Genomic DNA, 18,694 nt, shown 5'->3' on the forward strand with positions numbered 1-18,694 from the left:
TGAAATGTTTCAGCACAAACTAAGACAAATTTGCCAACAATACCAAATTTATTCCCCTTATACAGTTGCCTGCAGACGCACAACATCTTATTTTTATTCTCCTTCTCCTTCTCCTTCTCCTTCTCCTTCTCCTTCTCCTTCTCCCGAGGAACAAAAATGGTTGCTTGTCGTAAAAAGTTAAAGCTGTTATTTGAGCGCACATATCAAATGGCATAAAAAAAGGGCAATCCAACTTTGGACTGCCCTTTTCATATAGTATCCGAAATTATGCTTCGGCGTACTCTTCAATAGATGGACACGAACAGATTAATGTACGGTCACCTTGAGAATCATTTACACGTCCTACAGAAGGCCAGAATTTACGATCTCTAACATACTCCAACGGATATGCAGCTGTTTGACGACTGTAAGGTCTATCCCACTCATCTGCCGTTACAACCGAAGCGGTATGTGGTGCATGTTTCAGTACATTATTCGCTCGGTCTACCACCCCGGTTTCAACCGCAGCGATCTCTTCGCGGATAGCAACTAAAGCGTCACAGAAACGATCCAATTCAGCTTTAGACTCTGATTCGGTAGGCTCAACCATCAATGTTCCCGCAACAGGGAAAGAAACGGTCGGTGCGTGGAATCCATAGTCCATCAAACGTTTTGCAATATCTGCAACCTCAATACCAAAGTTTTTAAACCCGCGACAATCTAAGATCATTTCGTGTGCGCAACGTCCATTTTTACCCGAATAAAGTACTGGATAGGCGTTTTCCAAACGTGCTTTGATATAGTTTGCGTTTAATATGGCCGTTCTAGTTGCATTTGTGAGACCTTCGCCACCCATCATGGAGATGTAAGCATGCGAAATAAGTAAGATCGAAGCCGAACCAAATGGGGCTGCCGAAACAGCAGAGATACCTTCTTCACCAGAAGTAGAAACCACTTCGTGGTTAGGCAAGAAAGGAACCAGATGTTTTGCAACACCAATAGGTCCCATACCTGGGCCGCCACCACCGTGAGGAATACAAAATGTTTTATGGAGGTTTAAGTGACAAACATCGGCACCAATATGGCCTGGGCTTGTCAATCCAACCTGTGCATTCATGTTGGCTCCATCCATATAAACCTGTCCGCCATTAGCGTGTACGATTTCACAGACTTCAATGATAGACTCTTCAAATACACCGTGTGTAGATGGGTAAGTTACCATCAGTGAATTCAAGTTTGCAGCGTGTTCAGTCGCCTTCGCTCTTAAATCTGATATATCAATATTTCCAAATTCATCGCATTTTACGACAACCACTTTCAAGCCTGCCATAGAAGCAGACGCAGGGTTCGTTCCGTGCGCTGAAGCAGGGATCAAACAGATATTACGTCCGTGATCACCGCGGCTCTCATGGAAAGCGCGAATAACCATCAAACCCGCATACTCCCCTTGCGCCCCTGAGTTTGGTTGGAAACTCATCTTCGCAAAACCTGTAATCTCAGCTAACCAATCATTCAATTCGCCAATCATTTGCATATATCCAGAAGTTTGATCTGCTGGAGCAAATGGGTGCAAACCACCGAATCTAGCCCAAGTAACGGGTACCATTTCCGCTGTCGCATTTAATTTCATCGTACAAGAACCCAATGGAATCATTGAATGACAAAGTGATAAATCTTTTGCTTCCAACGATTTGATGTAACGTAACATCTCGTGTTCAGAGTGATAGCTATTAAAGTTTAGATGGGTTAAGTAAGCAGAAGTACGTACTAGATCGGCAGGGATTGAAGAACCTAAGTTTTCTTCCAATGTATCGAAATCGACATCATTCAATGTTTTACCTTGAATTTTAGCAAATACTTTGACGATTGTTTTGATATCTTCATAAGTCGTTGTTTCGTCGATAGCAATTGAAACTTCTGGACCATTATAATAAAAGTTCAATTCATTGTTTAACGCTTCAGATTTCAAAGCACCCGCGTGAGCACCTAAGTCTACCCGTAACGTATCAAAATATGCCGTATTCATTTGGCTATAGCCCAATGATTGCAATGCTTGATCCAAGAGATTCGCCAACGCATTGATGCGTGATGCGATATTTTTGATTCCTTGAGGTCCATGATACACGGCATAAAAAGAAGCCATAATCGCCAAAAGGGCTTGTGCAGTACAAATATTTGACGATGCTTTATCGCGGCGAATGTGCTGTTCACGCGTCTGTAAAGCCATACGCAATGCATATTTGCCATTCGAATCGGAAGTAACACCGATAATACGACCAGGAATGTTACGCTTAAAGCTATCGCGTGTCGCAAAATAGGCTGCATGAGGACCGCCAAAGCCCATTGGAACACCAAAGCGCTGCGAATTACCAACAACAACATCTGCGCCCCATTCTCCCGGAGGCGTCAATAAGGCTAAACTCATCAAATCTGCCGCAGCACACACAGTAATGTCCCTGGTGTGCGCTGACGCTGTAAACGATCTATAATCAACAATGGAACCGTCAGCTGCAGGATATTGAACGAATGCGGCAAATACATCATCTGTCAATTCAGATTCAGCAATAGCTGCAATTCTAAGCTCAATACCAAAAGACAAGGCACGGGTCTTTAATACATCAACCGTCTGCGTATAGGCATTATCAGATACCAAGAATACATTTGCCTCTTTATTTTTTCGAGCTGAATACAGCATAAACATCGCTTCAGCTGCAGCTGTAGCTTCATCCAACAGAGAAGCATTGGCAATTTCTAAACCAGTGAAATCACAAATTACAGTCTGGAAGTTCAATAATGCTTGCAACCTTCCTTGTGCAATCTCGGCCTGATAAGGAGTATACTGTGTATACCATCCTGGGTTTTCAAATACATTTCGTTGAATCACGCCCGGAAGGATTACATCGTAATAACCTTGACCAATAAAAGATTTAAAAACCTTATTTTTCTCAGCGATTTCCGCAATACGCTTTAAATAGGCGACCTCAGACAATGCTTTAGGAAGATTTAAAGGTTTTGGAGCACGAATTTGAGAAGGGACCGTTTGGTCAATAAGTTGGTCAATTGACGAAACGCCTAATTTGGCCAACATTTCATTCGCTTCAACTGGACTTGGGCCATTGTGGCGATTTTCGAATTTTTCTTGGAAGTGTATATTGCTCATGTGTGCAAAAAGTTAACGCTTATAGATAGTTAGCGACATAATAATTAGGCAATTAACTCTCTTATAAACAGTCGTTTTTTGGATGAGCAAAGATAGCAAAATAAATGACTGAAAACGAAGCAAAAAAGTGGTTAAAAAGTCAGTTTTACTGGACTATTAAAATGCAATCGATTGTCTTTAATACGTTATTTTTGGAATAAACACAAACATACCGATTGATCATTGTAAATATAGCAAACAACCGCGCGATCACTTGCTACAATTTTAAAAAAAATACGATTATATGCAGAGACGCCCATGAATCTTTTCCTGTACATTACCATTCTTTTTTGCAATGCCAATGAATTTTCAATAAATTAGTATATGTACCAATTGTAAAGTGGCTTCGAAATAACGATAGGTAGTTTTTGCCAAGAAATCCTGATATCAGAGAAGTATTCCGTTATCAAGAAATCTTAACGAAGAAACCAATATCCAGCGAGGTAAGCCCCTCTTTTGACAAATTATAAATGTTCAAAAAAAAATGAATATCATTTCTATTTAACAATATAACAGCGAAATAACGATTATAAATCATGAGAAAGCAGGTAACAGACAGTGTCCTTTTAGTAAGGCCGGCTGTCTTCCGTAAAAATGAACAGACTGCGGTCAACAACTTCTTCCAAAAGGATATCGAAAATCTCAGTATAGAAGAAGTCAACAAGGAAGCGCAAGGAGAGTTTGATGCGCTAGTACATGAATTGAAGTCACATGGAATTCTGGTGACTGTAATTCAGGACGACGAAAAATCAGAAAGTCCCGACAGTATCTTCCCCAACAATATTGTATCCTTTCATCAGGATGGAAAAATAATCTTCTATCCCATGTTCGCTCCAAATCGCCGAAAAGAACATTTATTGGATTTCGAAGGTCCATTGAAACAGAACGGCTATTACGTAAAACTGACCAAAGATTTGAGTGATGCTGAAAACAATAAACAATATTTGGAAGGGACCGGCGCACTTGTCCTCGACCGAGCCAACCGTGTAGCCTACTGCGCTTTGTCGGAAAGGGCAGACCGGGATATGCTCGATGAATATTGCAGGACCGAAAACTATACACCGGTTGTATTCCATGCTTTTCAAACGGTCAATGGACAACGGAAGCCTATCTATCACACCAATGTCGTGCTCGCCGTAGGTGAAGATTTTGCCATCTTATGTCCACAGGCAATTGACGATCCGTCTGAGCTAAACACCCTCTTGAAAAGCTTAAAGGAGACAGGCAAGGAGATTATAGAGATCAATGAAAGCCAGCTTGAATCTTTTGCGGCAAACTGCCTCCAAGTGAGAAATAAATATGGTAATCGTTTTATTGTCCTGAGCAATCAGGCATTATCTTCACTGACTTTGTACCAAACCGCGCAGTTAGAAAAGCATGGTAAAATCATTCACCAGGATCTCCATGTTATTGAAACATGCGGTGGGGGAAGTGTACGCCACATGATGGCCGAAGTTTTTCTTCCAAAAGAAAAAGTCATGAACTAGCCCTCGAGCATGATGATGCAGATAGGCTGCTTTTTTTAAAATAAGCCTATTTTGCCTAATCGGGATGATTTAATAGACAAATAGAATGCACCTAGGAGCGAGCAGAGGTTCCTAAGTGCATTTTATTTTCTAAAATATAGTGTTCTTATTTTTCATTCTTTTAGAACGAATACCGTAATCCCAATTGGAATTGATACGGGTTACCCGAAGGTGATACGATACCAGAATTGTTCACATTATAATTAAACTGTTGTTTCGTGACATCAAAAGGCAGCAATTTCTCTCCCGCGGCGTCCTTTCCGCCTAACGCATATAGATTTTGATTACCTAAAGACTCATTCACGCCCCAAGTCTTTTTGAATAAATTGGCAACGTTGAAAAGATCGCCCGATATTTCCAATGCGTGGTTTTTATATAAACTGAACTTTTTCGCAATTCTCAGGTCAATCAAACCGTAAAAACCATTCACACCACCATTACGTTCGGCTATTTTTCCTTCATATTTTTTGATAAAATCTTTAAGACTTTGACTCGCTTCTGGATTATTCAACAAATTATTCAGTCCTGTAATCAATTGTTTTGGCGTATTGGAACTGTTGGGATCAAAGATAAAGGCCAGATCATTGTCTCCCGCCACAAAGTCTCCATTTATATTTCCTCCGGCCAATAAACTATATCGTGTACCACCAATACCTGAGTAACGTACCCCCACACTAACGCCATAAAATGTTGGCAAGGTACCGTAGATCACAATCTTGTTGCGGAACTGATTGTTGGAATAGCTCATCTTGCTCAAATCGCGCGGATCGTCTTTCACAGCCAACGATAAGGTTGCTGTATTCGCCACGTTTCCGTTAAACGACGTATTATCTTTCGCATCATTCCAGGTATAGCTCACAGAGATCGATCCATCTCTGTAATATTGATAACTCGCATCCAATACAACGGCAAACTGATTCACTTTTCCTTCAGAATTCAATTCCAGTACACGTCCGAATTTATTGGAAATCCGTCCTTTTTTCCAATCTGGTGCTCCGTCAACAATCGATGCCGCGGGAACAAACACACCACGGTTATCTTCATTCGTCAATCTGAAAAACGGATCCTGAACCATGTTACGATCCACATACATGTAGTTGTTACGCCCTAAATTCATATATCCCGAAAGACTTGCTTTCAACTTTTCAGTAAAGAAATGTGTATAGGATACATTGGCCTTGTATACTACTGGAATTTTCGCATCAGGGCCATAGGTATTGATTGTAGGCACCTGAAATTGTGCTAAGGTCGGTGTTGTTGACGGATCTTTTCTGTACCCCACAAAATCAGGTGTGGGCACATCACTGCCACGAACATCCACCGTTGCAAAATGCTTCCCATCAAAAGTCAAATTGTTGATGGTCATATAATTGTTAATATCAGACGCAAAGACACCTGCTCCTACACGGAAAAAGTCCTTGCGCTCTTCATTCACATCCCAAGTCATCTGGAAACGAGGCTGTACCACAAAGGATTTTAACTTGTGATCTGTACGCACCCCCACTTCTTTCAGCAATTCCTCGTTTAGTGGAGAGGTCGGATAATGTCCGTAATCCAATCTTAGGCCAGCAACTAGATCCAATCCCTGCGCCAACTTCGTTTGTAATTGCCCATATACACCGGCGTTGAATATCTTACCGGCCACAGCTGGGTCACTTACCAAAGGAACCTCACGATAGTAAGCATATGGCTTCATGTCGTCAAAGTTTTGCATGGCCGTCTTTCCGTCACTCGGTCTAAAGTGAAAGCGACCATTAACTTCACTTCCATAAATAGAATTTGCATGGGTATACATCAAATCAACACCAAAGGTGTAATTGATATTGTCGGTACTATAATAAATATTATCAACAAGCTGAAATACATTGTTTTTAAATGATTCCTGCGCAAAACGATGTCCACCCAATTGCAGTGTGGTCTTTTTATCTTCTCCAGCTACCTTGGAGACGGCATCTTCCACAATTGCACGGGGAATATTTTGACTGGGTAAAAGATCTCCCGGACTACTTTTTTGATAGGTATAGAGATGCTGTACTTTCAATTCATTCGTTACCTTAGGGGAGATGGTCGTACGCAAAGTTGCCAATAGACTATTATCGATGTTTTTGTCATTCCCATAAGACTCATACAAGGTTATTGGTTTATTATCCTGCAAGCCCAACTTATTGTTGTCACTTGTGAAGTTATTTCGTACCGTCAATAGGTTATTTTCATTGATCTGCCAGTCAATTCGTCCAAAAATCGCATCAGACCCTCGCTTCTTATCAAATGCGCCATATTGCCGCTCATTGCCCAATCCGTATTTTTTACGTCCAATAGAGACAAACTCATCCAAGGTCGAGTTTGTCACATTAAATCTCTTCTCATCGGCTTCAGAATTGATATCGGCAATAATCAAGGGGCGGGCATCGCGCTGATGATCCCAGGCTATAAAATAATGCAATTTGTCTTTAATGATCGGACCGCCCAATGTAAATCCGTATTGATAGGTAGAGAAATCATTATTCCGTTTATTCCCCCTAATATCGTATGGACTGGACAACCAATCGGCCCTTGAATAAAGCCATGCGCTTCCGTGCGTTTGATTTGTTCCCTGTTTGGTAACCGCACTTACGGTTCCGCCTCCCGCTCTTCCGTAGGTCACGTCATACTGATTGGTAACCACTTTAAATTCACGAACGGCTTCTATTGAAATGGAGAAAGGAGCGCCACTACGGCTGGTTGTCGAACCTGCAGAAGTCGGATTTTTGGCATTCATACCATCAATGGTAAAATTGGTAGATGAACCCAGCTGGCCACCGATATTATCTCCCTTGCTTAGAGGAGACAGATCCATCAATGAAGTAAAATTGCGACCGTTAACAGGTAATTTGGCTATATCTTTTGCTGTAACAGCCGTAGCAGCACCGAGATTCTCGATTTTATTCTTTAGGGTACTTATTCCTGTTAATTCAACCGTTTCTAATACATTCGACGTATTTTGGATAGGAATGATCAGGCGGACAATATCGCCTTGATTTAAATTAAATCCCGAACGAACCTGTTCCCCATATCCTATATAAGTGACTTTGATTGTATATGGACCACCTAAAGGTAATTCCTTAAAGTTAAAATCCCCATTTGCATTGGTGGATGTCTTCGTTGTAAAGCCTGTTGATTCATTACGCACTTCAATGGAAGCGCCATGAACCCCTTTGTTGTGCTCGTCTGTGATCTTTCCGGAAAACCCTGCTTGCGTCGTTTGGGCATAAAGACCGGTTCCAAGCGCAACAGCACAGGTTGTGAGTAGAAATTCTTTCATTTAGTTGTTGATTTTTATAATGAAAGCAAAACTAAACTGAAACTATTAACAGAAACTAAACGAAGTATTATGAAATTATAAACAAAACATTTTAAAGCTTGTACACCTGAAATGCAATCAATCTGCCCACAAATAATGCACTATCGGAACATGCAATAAAACCTTACTTATCACGCTACACAGCCAGAAATTGAATGAAGATTCTTCGCCAATAACATCAAAAACACTTCAGAAAAAAGTCAGCCGAAGCTGACTTCCTAATACAAAATCGTAAACTTAAAATCCAAAGGATTAAAATATTTGTAAAGATCCTTAAAGAGGTTATCGCCATGTTTAATGTAAAGTAAAGCGAAATTCTCAGATCTTTCCTGCAGCCCTCCCCCCGGGAAGAGTTTTTCCTTAACATGATCGATATCGGTTAAAGCATGTTGGTGATTTCGCTTCTCGGCTTTCAACAGTTTTTTTTCTAAATTATTGATCGCTTTTTTTAACCGTGCTTTTACCGCCTCTGTACTCGGTCCTAAACTTGGATCAATTTTATGGGTTCGCAACTTTATCTTACCAAAAATGGCATTCAACTCCATCCATTCGTCATTGAGATTCAGACGTTCTTTGGTATGGCGCCGTACATATTCCTTCTTCAGCACTTCTGCTGAACGAAAGATACTCTTAAACGTCAGATCAACACGAAATAATTTAGCCGCTATTTTATCGTCTGTTATCATCGCGGAATTGCGTGGTATCAAAATTGGAAAATCCACCTGATAGTGGTCAAAGTTAGACTTTAATTGCATCCAATAGACCATTTCGGCCCCCCCGCCAATGTAAGCAAGATTAGGAAGTATAATTTCTTGATACATCGGACGCATAACCACGTTGGGACTGAACCGCTCAGGATAACGCTCGATTTCCTGCTCCAGCTCCGCCTTTGTAAAATAAATATTCCGATGCAATACTTCGTATCGACCATCAGCAGTGAGCACTAGGCGTTCTCTAAATTCATCCGTTAAATAAAAGAAATTAATTTCACGTGCATGTACTTGAGTAGAAAAACCTTTTGACTCCAACTCCTCCGATCGAGAAGTTATTGCCTTAAAGCTATTTTCAGAGAAGATATCTTCCTTAATAATTGGCTTGAACAGTTCCTTCAATTCCCGGTCATCCGCATCAATAATCAAAAGACCGTAAGACTTAAACAACTCATTGACCATATAACGTGTTGCATCGGCTAAACGATCATGGTTTAAATAGGCTTCTTCTACAATGCGTGTCAGCTTGGTCGAATTTTCGGAAAGCCCTAAAATATTGGTGTACTGTTTCACAGCATCAACGATTGTTGCGGTATCCATTCGCCCCGTAGCAGAAATAGCAGGAGTATCCCAACTAATTTTCTTACCGAAGACTTTCGTATGGTTGATTTCTTCAAAATCGTGATCTTCCGTCGCCATCCAATAAACTGGAATAAAATTTTTATCAGGGTGCTTGGCATGTAAATCTTCAGACAAACGTATTGCCGTCATGATTTTAAAAATAAAATACAAAGGCCCCGTAAAAATATTAAGCTGATGCCCAGTCGTAATGGTATAGGAATTCTGGTCGAGCAACAGTTCTATATTGGCCGCTACAGCAGGAGAATCCTGTAAGAGTTCGCCATACTGCTTTTTAAGACGGTCAACAAGAATCTCCCGGTATTCAAATTTCTTCTTTTCGTTCAATTGCTTTTCAAAACCGGCCCAGGTAGGCCAATTCCCAACAAAAGGTTTTAAGGCTTCATCATGTGCCAAATAGGCTAATAAAGTCTTGGAGAAGCTATTTGTTTCACTATATTCAATATAAGTTGCCTTCATCTGCAAGTTTTATTAATTATTCTCTATCCTTAATTGATAACGAAAATCCCCCAAAGCAAGCTGACATAGCAGTGCATCTTTTCGTTAAATAGAACCTATTTTCAATTTTTAATCAGAAGGCTGATTCACCCATGAAACGACAGGCTTTCTTGAATCTGATTTTAAACGGCTATAGATTGTTTAAAATGGGGATTGTACGCTTACAAATGTATCGAGTTTGCGTCGACAAAATAGTGAATTTTCACAAAAAGCTTCTCTAGCTTTTAAATTATATCATTTTACTGACAATTGCCTAGAAATAAACGGGCCTCCTTTGAATAAAGGAGGCCCGTTTATTTCTATTATCATCTATAAGCTTTTAAACTTATTTCCTTACAATTTCACCATATAGATCGAAATCTTCGGCACGGTCGATTTTTACCTGAACAAAATCACCAATACGTGCATAAGAATCTGCAGCAGGAATCAAGACCTCATTGTCAACCTCCGGGGAGTCGTATTCTGTGCGGCCAATAAAGTAATCGCCGTCTATACGATCAACCAGCACTTTATAAGTATGACCAACCTTAGACTGATTGATATCATAAGAAATCCCTTGCTGTACTTCCATGATCGCTTCGACACGCTCCTCTTTTACTTCCTGGGGCACATTATCCTCCAAAGTATGTGCGTGTGTTTTTTCTTCGTGAGAATAAGTAAAACAACCTAACCTGTCAAAACGAGTCTCTTCAACCCAGTCTAACATCTCCTGAAAGTCCTGTTCAGTTTCACCTGGATAACCACAAATTAATGTTGTACGCAAGGCGATATCCGGAACTTTGTCACGTATTGCATTGACAAGATCTATCTGTTTCTGTTTTGTTGTACCTCTGCGCATAGACTTCAACATCGGATCAGATATATGTTGCAGTGGCATATCCAAGTAATTACAGATATTTGAACGTTCATTCATGGCGTCCAAAATATCCATTGGGAACCCCGAAGGATAGGCGTACTGCAGTCTGATCCATTCGATACCATCGACATCAGATAAATGACGCATGAGATCAGAAAGATTACGCTTGCCATAGATGTCGAGGCCATAATAAGTTAGATCCTGTGCTATTAAAATTAATTCTTTGGTACCGTTCGAAGCAAGGAATTTAGCTTCTTTAACCAGATCGTCAATGGACTTGGAAACGTGCTTACCACGCATCAAAGGAATTGCACAGAAAGAACATGGGCGGTTACACCCCTCGGCAATTTTAAAATAAGAAAAATGAGAAGGTGTTGTCAATAGTCGCTCACCGAGCAATTCATGCCGATAATCAGCACCAATGGAAGACAATAGATCCGGCAGATCGTTCGTACCGAAAAAAGCATCAACATTCGGGATTTCAGACTGCAGCTCTGGTTTATACCGTTCTGAAAGGCAGCCGGTAACGATCACTTTATTGATTTTTCCTTGTTCTTTTAGATCCGAATATTGCAAGATGGCGTCAATAGATTCCTGCTTGGCATTATCAATAAAACCGCAGGTATTGATCACGACAATATCATTCGCCTGTATATTTGATGCTTCATGAACAACTTCCATCTGATTGCCTTTCAACTGGCCCATCAGAACTTCACTATCGTGAATATTTTTCGAACAGCCCAAGGTCACCACATTGACACGTGGTTTATTAACCAACGGGGCTGGTTTCGCGTATTTTGTCTTCATATAATTTGAAGGCAGACTCTATTTAAAAAGGGAGTCTACAAATTCCTTTTTGTTAAACAACTGAAGATCACCAATTTTCTCTCCTACACCAATATATTTCACGGGGATCTTAAATTGATCGGATATACCGATAACTACGCCCCCCTTAGCTGTTCCATCAAGCTTCGTCAATGCTAAGGCGTTCACATCTGTTGCTTGCGTAAATTGTGTACACTGCTCAATGGCATTTTGCCCTGTCGAGGCATCCAAAACCAACAAGATTTCATGTGGAGCCCCTGGAACAACCTTTTGCATAACATTCTTGATCTTAGTTAGCTCATGCATTAAGCCAACCTTATTATGCAAGCGCCCTGCCGTATCTATGATACAGACATCTTCACCATTTGCGACAGCGGATTTTACGGTATCATAAGCCACTGAAGCAGGGTCTGACCCCATGGCCTGAGCGACAACACGAACGCCAACACGCTCGCCCCATAATTTAAGTTGATCAACGGCTGCAGCACGAAAGGTATCCGCAGCACCCAATACAACTTTGCTGCCAGCTTGCTTCAGCTGATGAGCCAGTTTGCCAATAGTTGTTGTTTTACCAACCCCATTAACACCCACAACCATAATAACATAGGGCTTATGCTCACCATAATTGAAATGTTCGAAATCAGCGCTATTGTTCTCTGCCAGTAACGTTTGAATTTCCTCCTTCAAGAGATTATTTAGCTCTGAAGTAGAAACGTATTTATCTCGGGCAACACGGGCTTGTATGCGATCAATGATTTTTAAAGTCGTCGTAACCCCCACATCAGAAGTAACTAAAACTTCTTCCAGATTATCCAATACATCGTCGTCTACAGTTGACTTACCAACTACAGCTTTTGTAATCTTGGATAAAAAGCCTTCCTTTGTCTTTTCCAAACCCTTATCTAAGGCCTGTTCTTCTTCTTGTGTTTGCGGTTTTTTCTTAAAAAAATCAAATAATCCCATGGAATGTGTAGTGAAAATTGATGTCCAAATATAAACAAATGTCCTAAACAAAAAAAGCCCTTTCGGTAGGATACCAAAACGGCTATTTTTATCGAATTCTTTTTAAAGAAAAACTTTAAAAAAGGAAAATACTACTCGTTATTTTTGAGCTGCTGCAACTACGTCTTTCACTTTATCATTGTGAACCATACCTTCTTTGAAAGTATACGCGCCAGTTTTTGCAGATTTAGTAGTAATAATAACCTTTGTAAATTCTTTACCGCCACCTTTTTGTAACGATGCAACTGCTTTCTTTGCCATGGTATATTAATATTTTACTTAGCATCTCTTTCAAGTGCCAAGATATGTGACTTACTTAATTTCTTTATGAACAGTAACTTTTCTCAATACTGGGTTGAATTTTTTCAACTCTAAACGCTCAGTCGTGTTCTTTTTGTTTTTAGTAGTGATGTAACGAGACATTCCCGGAAGACCACTTTCTTTGTGTTCAGTACATTCTAAGATAACTTGTACTCTATTTCCTTTTTTAGCCATTGTTTTACTTTATTTTGAATCCTATTAGGATTGAAATTTCATGAATAATCTTAATGTAACAGGCGCGACAATCAATTAGATTGAGCCTTTAACGATAAATTTATTGATCGCTGCTGTAATCCCGTTCTTGTTGATAGTCTTGATAGCAGAAGTAGATACTTTCAACGTAATCCAACGATCTTCTTCTGGAATGTAAAAACGTTTAGTTTGTAAATTTGGATAGAATTTACGTTTAGTTTTAACGTTTGAGTGAGAAACGTTATTCCCTGTTAACGCCGCTTTGCCTGTTAAATCACAAATTCTTGACATGATATTATTTTTTTGTTGTCTTTATTACAATATGTTAATCCTTTGCACTCTCTGCAAAGAGTTTGCAAATATCTATATTTTTTTTTAGATAAGCAACAAGATAATTGGAATTATTTTTAAAAATAGTTCTACATAGGATGGGTATTGGCAAAAATAAAGGATTTTATTGTATTATATTTGCTCTGTAAAGAAAAATAGTTTTCAACAATTCACATTTATGAACAAATATCTTCGCAAGGGTATAAGGGAAATCATCATCGGTGTGGTACTGGTGATAGGGGGATATTATCTCATGGAACAACGCTCTAACTGGTATAAGCTCGCTATGCTGATTGGAGTAATTGTATTTAGTGCAGGCTTCCTCACTTTAATCTATCGCATGATTCGTAAGGTAGACCGAGATGCCCTTATCGAGATGCGTGAGGAAGGACATAAAAAAGATAAAGAAGGGAATGCTGAATAAAACTAGAGCTGTAGTCTTAAAAACAACAAATTATTCGGAAAGTAGTCTCGTTGCCCAACTATATACCGAACATTTTGGCATGCAATCTTATCTTATTGCCGGAGCAAGGAAGCCTAAAGGAAAAATCAAGGCCAATATTCTCCAACCTTTACATTTATTGGAAATAGTCGCCACACATAAAGATAATGGTTCGCTACAACGGATCTCTGAAGCACGTCAGGCACCCGCACTGCAAGAAATACCTTATGACATCGTCAAAAGTTCGTTGGCTCTTTTTCTGAATGAGATACTTTATAAAATACTGAAGGAACAAGAACATGACAGCTACCTTTTCGAATTTATTCATCAATCTATACTGTGGCTGGATCAAAGTCATTCAAACCTCGCCAATTTTCATCTCGTCTTTTTAATAAAACTCACACGCTTCCTTGGGTTTTATCCGGCCAAATCGAAACAAGTACTCCCGCTATTTCAATCTTCACGAAGCAACCTTTTCAAATAGCCTTCCTGAACATCCGCTTGTATTACAGGAACCACATACGTCTATATTCAGAAATTTAATCGAATCCGAATATTCAAATTGCGATCGAATTAAGATGACCAGCTCAGATAGACAATTTTTGCTAGAAAAAGTTCTTGATTTCTATCGCTTGCACCGTACAAATTTTAAAGAAATAAAATCCCTCTACATTCTCGAAGAGATTTTTCGATAATTAAGTCCAAGTTTCTTATTCAAAAGGTCCAACAGGCGCTCTTTGGATAACAGGAAATAAATATTATCCCAGAAACGTGAAACAACCAAAACAAGATATCCGGCAATTACCTACTTGGTAACGATCCGCTTGTCTCTAATAATTGTTCTATTGGATAAATTCTTGGTACATTTATTGTAACAAAGCTGAAATAACATATAGTTTACTAACATAATTTTCACCAAAAAAAGTATTAAAGATATGGAACTTAAAGAAGTCTTTTTAAAAGTTGTTCGAGACAACTACGCTAATTTTGAGGGTAGAGCCCGTCGAAAAGAATATTGGATGTTTGTTCTCGCTGTATTTGTCTTGTTTTTTGCACTCGGCATCGTTGGCGGTATTTTGTCGGTTGTAAGCGATACCTTAGCGGGTTTGTTTTATGGTATCATGGGGTTAGCGTATTTAGCGTTATTGATTCCAGCGATAGCAGTGACCGTAAGAAGACTTCATGATACAAACAAATCGGGCTGGTTTATACTGGTTTCCTTAATTCCATTTGTTGGAAGTCTATATTTACTTTACTTAGAAATTCTAGAGGGTGATAAAGGTCCAAACCAATATGGACCAGATCCTAAGGCTGTTGAAAATGCTTCAAATCATCCTTTTAATCAAAGCCAAGATCCATTTGGTTCTTCTCGTACGCAAGATCCATTTGGAAGTTCACAAATTGGAAGTTCGCAGCCTTCAAATCCAACACCGCCGCCACCTGACAAAGATCCCTTCGCTTAAATTCTAAAATCGTATAAAAAAAGCTTTCACAGGAATGTGAAAGCTTTTTTTTGCTGTTTTATTAATGTCTATGCTTTTTCTTTTGCTGCCCCGGAGCAAATTCCCGTGCAGACCGTTCTCCATAGTATTTTTTAGCTTGCCCTGGCGGCATTTTTTTCGGTCCACGTCCATGACCGTGACCGTGACTATGGTGTGTTGTATAACATGCCGACATCGAAATCATCATCACCGCAGAAAGAACTAATGCTAAAGTACGCTTCATTTTAAATTGAAATTTTAAGTACATTATAAACAATTATCAGTCCAAACTCAATTAGCAAAGCCTCAGTCTGATTTTTTGCTACCGAAAATCTTAAACAACCTGCTAAAAATAAAAAAAGCCTATGCTGTGCGCATAGGCTTTTTCACAATAAATATATCTTCAATCTAATTAGATAACTCTTACATTTACCGCATTAAGACCTTTACGGCCTTGTTCAACTTCGTAAGATACACTATCATTCTCACGAACTTTGTCTACTAATCCAGAAACGTGAACAAAAATTTCGCTCTCGCCTGAGTTAGGGATGATGAAACCGAAACCTTTGGTCTCATTAAAGAATTTTACTTTACCTTCTTGCATGGCACTATGTTATTAATTTCCCTAAAGGTATAGAAATAAAATCAAAAATTTTAACCTTTTTATTTTTTTTACCCGTTAAACTTTTTCATCAACTTTGGCTCCAATCTTGTAGCAATGCGATAATAGCAATCGTATTATTAGAAAAACTTTAAGACAAAAAATATGAAAAAAATAGTGTTAGGACTTGCCTTTTTAGGCTTTATGACTCAATTAAATGCACAACAAATGGTTAATAAAGAGTTTGTATCCACGGTGGGACGTGCAGAAGAAGAAGTAACTCCCGACATCATCTACATCGATGTGACGCTAAAAGAGTTTTATGAAAACGGTAACACCAAGAAAAAAGCTGCAATAGACAAATTAGAAAAAGATCTGTTTGATTCGGCAACAAAAGCTGGTATCAAAAAAGAAGATTTTACCATCCAAAACATCTGGAGCTACAATGTACCGGACAAAAAGAAAAAAGACACCGATATACTGCTTTCTAGACAATATCGTATTAAGGTAACCAACTTAAATAATTTGGATCAACTACTCGATGGCGTCGACAAAGCGGGTATCCAAAGTACTTATATCAGTGAGTACGATTACTCGAAGAAAAAAGAACTGGAAAAAAGCTTAAAGACCAAAGCAGTATTGGATGCCAAAGTTAATGCACAGATTTTAGCAGAAGCAGCAGGACAAAAAATCGGAAAGGCTATTGTATTGTCTGAAACACCGCAGCAGATTATCTTTGGCGTTCAGCCGATGATGCGCAATGCAATGTATAAAGGTGCAATGGAGCAAGCAGCAGATAGTGCTGGCAGTGGCGGACTTGACTTAAATATCAGACCAATGAAAGTGACAAGTGAGATCAGCGCTTCATTCGAATTATTGTAATCATGCATCGAGAGAAAACTCCCGCAGATAAATTAAAACAAATTGACCAAGATTTCGGTTGGATAGACCGAATATCTTGGTTAATGGATAATCAGTTTAAAATTGGAGGCTTTCGGTTTGGCCTAGATCCGCTATTAAACCTTATTCCCCTAGGCGGTGCGATAGCAGGCTTTGGCACATCTTTAATTCTTGTACTTGCCATGTGGCGTAACGGCGCCAGCCCCAAGCTCGTTATAAGGATGCTTTTGAACATCTCGCTGGACGCAATTCTAGGTAGCATTCCGCTACTCGGAAACTTGCTCGATTTCTTTAGCAAGGCCAACGAAAAGAACATCAAATTACTCAGACAACACTATTACGAAGGAAAGCATACCGGATCGGGCATTGGCATCATCATCACCATACTAATTGTTTTTTTCCTCCTCATCTCGGTTACATTATATCTTATTTGGATCTTTTTTTCTTGGGCTTTCTCACTTCTTAATGGCGTCTAGAAACTACTATTCTTAACACACTCCAACTAAAATCGCTTCCTTTCTGGGAAACAATTGCATATATCCAATATCTATTTAATAATTTTGATGTCGATAGTCATCCCGTATGATGTCAAAAACTTAATCCCGATTTAAAATGAGTAAAAAAAGAATATTTGCACTGATTGTAATAGCCGTCATGTTGACCGCTATTTTGACTAACCCAAGCAAAGAGGAGCACGAAAAGATTGTACGAGCTAAAGCTGAACAACTATTGAAAAGCCAGCTTCACGCAAAGGATCAGCAGTTCTTCGGATTGGGGATGCAGCTCTTTGGTAACGATATTGTCGATAAATTCATTCAGACCTCAGTCGTGGTTGACAACTACTACTTATTTTCCTTGACAAAAATCAAATGGCAAGGTACCGAACAGACCATCGGTGGAGGAGCTTTCAAACATATTTTGCTGAGTCCAAAAATCGATGAAAAAGCAGACGAAATTATTGCAGCACTCAAAAAGATCTAATATGCCTTTAGAAATACTCTACGAAGACGAATCTATCGTTGCCATCAACAAACCGCATGGACTATTGGTACACCGGTCTTCTATCGCGCGCGATGCTTCAGAATTTGCGCTACAGCTACTTCGGGACCAATTAGGGAAACCAGTTTATCCTGCACATCGTTTGGACAGGAAGACCGGGGGCATACTGCTATTTTCACTCAATAAGGAGACTGACCAATATTTACAAAAAAGTTTTCAGGAGCGTAAGGTCGACAAAAAATACCTCGCCGTCCTGAGGGGCTTCGCGCCAGCAGCAGGTCTGATTGATTATCCCTTGAAAAGAGACGATGGCACAACTCAGGAAGCACAGACATCTTTTCGTTTGCTTGCTCAAAGTGAGCTGTCCGTTTCTTACGGAAAATTTCCGACATCGCGATATAGTCTCGTCGAGGCCAATCCCATTACGGGACGTATGCATCAGTTGCGTCGCCATTTTGCGCATATCTTCCACCCTATTATTGGCGATCGTCCGCATGGATGCAATAAGCAAAACAAGTTTTGGAAAGAAACATACCAAATGGACACCATGCTCTTACATGCGTCGGAGCTCACCTTTAAACATCCTCTATCGGGTGAAGACGTGCATATCAAAGCGACCTTGCAAGCTGATTTCGCACGAGTATTGGATATACTAAACCTCAACGAAGTATGTTACAGCTAATTTTAGAAGCCGTCATCAGTATATCTGGCATTAATGCAGCTGCTGGGATTGCCTAGATAACCTAACCCGCTATTCCCTTAAAGCCAACAATTAAATCGATTGTTCTAAAATAGATTCACAGTGAGGAATCACGTATATTTTATTAAATTTGCAGCTGACTAAAACTTAATTT

At 39.6% G+C, this 18,694-nt stretch carries 18 protein-coding genes; 8 read left to right on the forward strand and 10 right to left on the reverse strand.

Annotated features, from left to right (window positions below):
* Positions 1–265: 265 nt before the first annotated feature.
* The gene (gene gcvP / locus QE382_RS01375) at positions 266–3,139 is read right to left on the reverse strand and encodes an aminomethyl-transferring glycine dehydrogenase (RefSeq protein WP_307184369.1); all 2,874 of its coding nucleotides are present in this window, start codon (positions 3,137–3,139) and stop codon (positions 266–268) included.
* Between the two features lie 575 nt (positions 3,140–3,714).
* Here gcvP and ctlX point away from each other — a divergent pair.
* A complete protein-coding gene (ctlX, locus tag QE382_RS01380) occupies positions 3,715–4,665 on the forward strand; it encodes a citrulline utilization hydrolase CtlX (RefSeq protein ID WP_307184370.1) in 951 nt (316 codons plus the stop codon).
* A 160-nt stretch (positions 4,666–4,825) separates the two neighbouring features.
* On the opposite strand, the gene QE382_RS01385 is transcribed toward ctlX, so the two are convergent.
* The 7 genes from QE382_RS01385 to rpmB all read right to left on the reverse strand — a co-directional run bounded on the left by QE382_RS01385 (position 4,826) and on the right by rpmB (position 13,378).
* Positions 4,826–8,005 (reverse strand): TonB-dependent receptor, encoded by a 3,180-nt coding sequence (locus QE382_RS01385; RefSeq protein WP_307184371.1) that lies wholly within the window; start codon positions 8,003–8,005, stop codon positions 4,826–4,828.
* A 257-nt stretch (positions 8,006–8,262) separates the two neighbouring features.
* Positions 8,263–9,852, reverse strand: a complete 1,590-nt coding sequence (bshC, locus tag QE382_RS01390; RefSeq protein WP_307184372.1) for a bacillithiol biosynthesis cysteine-adding enzyme BshC — start codon at positions 9,850–9,852, stop codon at positions 8,263–8,265.
* A 364-nt stretch (positions 9,853–10,216) separates the two neighbouring features.
* Entirely contained in the window at positions 10,217–11,554 is a 1,338-nt protein-coding gene (gene rimO / locus QE382_RS01395) for a 30S ribosomal protein S12 methylthiotransferase RimO (RefSeq protein ID WP_307184373.1), read from the reverse strand.
* Between the two features lie 18 nt (positions 11,555–11,572).
* Positions 11,573–12,535: a signal recognition particle-docking protein FtsY gene (ftsY, locus tag QE382_RS01400; RefSeq protein WP_307184374.1), complete on the reverse strand. Its 963-nt coding sequence runs from the start codon at positions 12,533–12,535 to the stop codon at positions 11,573–11,575.
* Between the two features lie 138 nt (positions 12,536–12,673).
* Positions 12,674–12,835 carry a DUF4295 domain-containing protein gene (locus QE382_RS01405; protein ID WP_070562566.1) on the reverse strand — a complete coding sequence of 54 codons (162 nt, stop codon included), beginning with the start codon at positions 12,833–12,835 and terminating at the stop codon, positions 12,674–12,676.
* Positions 12,836–12,886: 51 nt separating this feature from the next.
* On the reverse strand, positions 12,887–13,069 hold the full coding sequence (gene rpmG, locus QE382_RS01410) for a 50S ribosomal protein L33 (RefSeq protein WP_002998409.1): 183 nt from the start codon (positions 13,067–13,069) through the stop codon (positions 12,887–12,889).
* 75 nt (positions 13,070–13,144) lie between these two features.
* Positions 13,145–13,378: a 50S ribosomal protein L28 gene (gene rpmB, locus QE382_RS01415; RefSeq protein ID WP_046672597.1), complete on the reverse strand. Its 234-nt coding sequence runs from the start codon at positions 13,376–13,378 to the stop codon at positions 13,145–13,147.
* A 217-nt stretch (positions 13,379–13,595) separates the two neighbouring features.
* Between rpmB and QE382_RS01420 the strand changes: the two genes are divergently transcribed.
* The 3 genes from QE382_RS01420 to QE382_RS01430 all read left to right on the forward strand — a co-directional run bounded on the left by QE382_RS01420 (position 13,596) and on the right by QE382_RS01430 (position 15,322).
* Positions 13,596–13,841 carry a signal peptidase gene (locus QE382_RS01420; protein WP_307184377.1) on the forward strand — a complete coding sequence of 82 codons (246 nt, stop codon included), beginning with the start codon at positions 13,596–13,598 and terminating at the stop codon, positions 13,839–13,841.
* Positions 13,831–14,343: a DNA repair protein RecO gene (gene recO, locus QE382_RS01425; protein WP_307184378.1), complete on the forward strand. Its 513-nt coding sequence runs from the start codon at positions 13,831–13,833 to the stop codon at positions 14,341–14,343. The genes QE382_RS01420 and recO overlap by 11 nt, the downstream gene beginning before the upstream one ends.
* Positions 14,344–14,794: 451 nt before the next feature.
* Positions 14,795–15,322, forward strand: a complete 528-nt coding sequence (locus QE382_RS01430) for a DUF805 domain-containing protein (protein WP_307184379.1) — start codon at positions 14,795–14,797, stop codon at positions 15,320–15,322.
* A 61-nt stretch (positions 15,323–15,383) separates the two neighbouring features.
* Here QE382_RS01430 and QE382_RS01435 read toward each other — a convergent pair whose 3' ends face one another.
* Both QE382_RS01435 and QE382_RS01440 read right to left on the reverse strand, forming a co-directional pair.
* Complete coding sequence (locus tag QE382_RS01435; RefSeq protein ID WP_307184380.1) at positions 15,384–15,584, reverse strand: quinol oxidase subunit 4; 201 nt, start codon at positions 15,582–15,584, stop codon at positions 15,384–15,386.
* Between the two features lie 168 nt (positions 15,585–15,752).
* On the reverse strand, positions 15,753–15,944 hold the full coding sequence (locus tag QE382_RS01440; RefSeq protein WP_209577023.1) for a cold-shock protein: 192 nt from the start codon (positions 15,942–15,944) through the stop codon (positions 15,753–15,755).
* A gap of 162 nt (positions 15,945–16,106) precedes the next feature.
* On the opposite strand from QE382_RS01440, the gene QE382_RS01445 reads away from it, so the two are divergent.
* The 4 genes from QE382_RS01445 to QE382_RS01460 all read left to right on the forward strand — a co-directional run bounded on the left by QE382_RS01445 (position 16,107) and on the right by QE382_RS01460 (position 18,522).
* Positions 16,107–16,823 carry an SIMPL domain-containing protein gene (locus QE382_RS01445; RefSeq protein ID WP_307184381.1) on the forward strand — a complete coding sequence of 239 codons (717 nt, stop codon included), beginning with the start codon at positions 16,107–16,109 and terminating at the stop codon, positions 16,821–16,823.
* 2 nt (positions 16,824–16,825) lie between these two features.
* On the forward strand, positions 16,826–17,317 hold the full coding sequence (locus QE382_RS01450; RefSeq protein ID WP_307184382.1) for a DUF4112 domain-containing protein: 492 nt from the start codon (positions 16,826–16,828) through the stop codon (positions 17,315–17,317).
* A 136-nt stretch (positions 17,318–17,453) separates the two neighbouring features.
* Complete coding sequence (locus tag QE382_RS01455; protein WP_307184383.1) at positions 17,454–17,822, forward strand: hypothetical protein; 369 nt, start codon at positions 17,454–17,456, stop codon at positions 17,820–17,822.
* Between the two features lies 1 nt (position 17,823).
* Positions 17,824–18,522 (forward strand): pseudouridine synthase, encoded by a 699-nt coding sequence (locus QE382_RS01460; RefSeq protein ID WP_307184384.1) that lies wholly within the window; start codon positions 17,824–17,826, stop codon positions 18,520–18,522.
* Positions 18,523–18,694 lie beyond the last annotated feature (172 nt).

Origin of the sequence: Sphingobacterium zeae (genome assembly GCF_030818895.1) — a bacterium.
Classification (GTDB): Bacteria; Bacteroidota; Bacteroidia; order Sphingobacteriales; family Sphingobacteriaceae; genus Sphingobacterium; species Sphingobacterium zeae.